This window comes from Leptospira ognonensis, from assembly GCF_004770745.1.
GTDB lineage: Bacteria > Spirochaetota > Leptospiria > Leptospirales > Leptospiraceae > Leptospira_A > Leptospira_A ognonensis.
Genome location: NZ_RQGD01000057.1, coordinates 1 through 1,439 on the forward strand (window position 1 = coordinate 1; position 1,439 = coordinate 1,439).

The 1,439-nt window shown below is 33.8% G+C and carries 1 protein-coding gene; it reads left to right on the forward strand.

Annotated elements, in window-relative coordinates; genetic code table 11:
• Positions 1–643: 643 nt before the first annotated feature.
• Complete coding sequence (locus EHQ58_RS18535) at positions 644–1,351, forward strand: SH3 domain-containing protein (RefSeq protein ID WP_135625565.1); 708 nt, start codon at positions 644–646, stop codon at positions 1,349–1,351.
• Positions 1,352–1,439: the final 88 nt, after the last annotated feature.

Here is a 1,439-nt window from a genome sequence, read left to right on the forward strand (position 1 = left end):
TTCTTTAACAAATATAAGAATTCTATAATTTCCGCATTCAAATATTTCAATTTCAAACAAAAAATATTTTGAGGGAGATTTAAAACAGAAAATAGATTTTTCAAAATTTTAGTCTGAATCTAAAATAAATATTTCGAAAAATGAAATGTTTTTGTTTGCAATTATCAAGTCCAATGGAGAAAAAATAAATCTATGTTAGCGAATTTCTTAACTTTTTTAACCCTAAGCTTTCTTACCTTTCAATGCACAATTTTTAATGAATCAGAAGAAGATTCAAAAAAATTTAAAACCGTATGTCAAGCTACTCAAATTCTATACTACTCTAATTGCAACAATTCCAGTAGTAGAGGGACTGCTTTCTGCAGGAGCACATACGCACAATGCGGTGCTATTTGCGGCTTAGCCAAAATAACTATAGCCTGTGCTTTTTAAGAAATACGTAACTGCGCATAACTACGGCTGACACGCTCCGCTCGTGACTTGCGCCCTCGCTCGGCCTACGGCACATTGTCCTCCGTCACGCTTCTTGCTCTGCAAGAAGCCGCGCCGACGCTAACGTCTCTTCGAGACTCAGCTACGGACAACGTCGTGTAGCCTAGTTCGTTATGCGCAAGTCCCTAAAACTAAATAGGAAGAAATAAGTATGATTATAAAAAAATGTGCATTCTTAATCCTAATAATACCTACTTTTTTAAATTCAGAAACAATGTTTTTTGGAGGAAACAATCTAGGCTCTGATGAAATGGCTTTAACTATCGAAAACACAAATGCCATTTATTATTTTAATGGTGAAGGAGATGGATGCGAGGGATTTAAGGCAAAATCTTCTCAAAATGGTGATATTTACTATTTTACAAACGTAATATCTAGTTGTACAGAAAAGAAATTGAAAGATTTCCAGTGTAAAAATAAAAAAGATGATGAGTCCCTTATTTTTTCAGATTTTTTACAATGCGATAATGAATTAATTTTATATAATAAAAACAAAGGAGTAAAGGAAAATCAAAACCGAAATTATAAAGGATTCGATGTCATTACCTTAGGATTAAAAAGAGGAATTGCTATTTCAAATCTAAAACTGAGAGAAAAACCAAATATTCAATCTAGAACCTTTACTTGCTATTTTACTCATATCAAGGATGATAAGATTAGAGAAAAAGAAATTAATTTTATCCCAAAAAATATTAAACTTACCATCATTGCAAGAACATTAGAAGAAGAGACTATAGGAGAAAAAAGAAACTATTGGTATCTTGTATTCCCTGCCTCAGACTCATATAATGGATGTATATTAAAAAACACAAAGCAAAAAGAAGGATGGGTTTTTGGAGAATACATTAAATTTGATTAATAGGGACCAGCGCATAACTGCGGCTGACACGCTCCGCTCGGGACTTTCGCCCTCGCTCGGCCTAAAGGCACATTGTCCTCCGTCACGC

Excerpts from the sequence above, each read along its gene's own strand:
- EHQ58_RS18535 (WP_135625565.1), top strand. The coding sequence starts at position 644 with ATGATTATAAAAAAATGTGCATTCTTAATCCTAATAATACCTACTTTT.